1 pseudogene is annotated in these 938 nt (G+C 47.2%); it reads left to right on the forward strand.

The annotated features are described in order from the left end of the window. Window positions 1-83: 83 nt before the first annotated feature. Window positions 84-938: pseudogene (locus tag ACH63V_RS18085) on the forward strand (ShlA/HecA/FhaA protein); the annotation flags it as partial.

Raw genomic sequence — 938 nt, forward strand, 5'->3', positions numbered from 1 at the left:
TTAAGCTTAATGCTGATCAGGTAAATAGCCAGTCAGGATTAATCAGTTCAGAAGATGGAATTGATCTTCAATCGCGTCAGCAGGTGAATAACACAGCAGGCCAGATCGTTGCCAATAATGCGGTACAGATCAAGAGTTCGGGGCTGAATAACAATCAGGGGCAGATCGCGAGTATCAAGGATCAGCTGGTACTAAATTCAGGTACAGGGGTATTGAGCAACCAGTCGGGTTCTTTACAGTCAGGTAAAGATATCAAGGTTCAGGCAGGCCAGTTAAAGACCCAGTCTGGCTTGATCAATGCCCAGGGTTCGATAGAGGTGACGGCAGGTCAGGACATTGATAACAGTTCAGGCCAGATCATTGCGAACAAGGCATTACAGCTGAGCAGTCAGGGTCTGACGAACAATGCTGGGCAGATTGGCAGTGTTGAAGGTACTGTGAATATTGATGCCGGTACTGGGGTGTTAAGTAACCAGCAAGGCAAGCTTCAGTCTAGTCAGGACCTGACATTAAAGGCACAAGGGATTGATAACCACTCCGGCCTGATCGCAACGCAGGCTAAACTGGATATGCAGCAACAGTGGCTGAATAACAGCAAGGGCCAGATTCTTTCGGGTAGCACCTTAACGTTTGTTGGACAGGAGCTTATCAATCAGGGTGGTTTATTACAAAGTGGAGCAGATCTGAACTTTAAGCTCAGTGGTCTGTTTGATAATAGCCAGTCAGGGCAACTGTATAGTGGCGGGAACACCGAGGTACAGGCGGGTTCGGTTAAAAATAGTGAGCAGGGCAAGATCAATGCACAGGGTGTATTGAACATTGATGCTGTACAAGGCATTAATAATACCCAAGGCATGATGGCTTCAACCCAGCAGATGTCATTGAAGAGTCAGGGCTTACAAAATGATGGCGGTCAGATCGGTACGGAACAAGGTGAT

The organism is Acinetobacter sp. ABJ-A23_2 (assembly GCF_044538765.1).
Classification (GTDB): Bacteria; Pseudomonadota; Gammaproteobacteria; order Pseudomonadales; family Moraxellaceae; genus Acinetobacter; species Acinetobacter nosocomialis_A.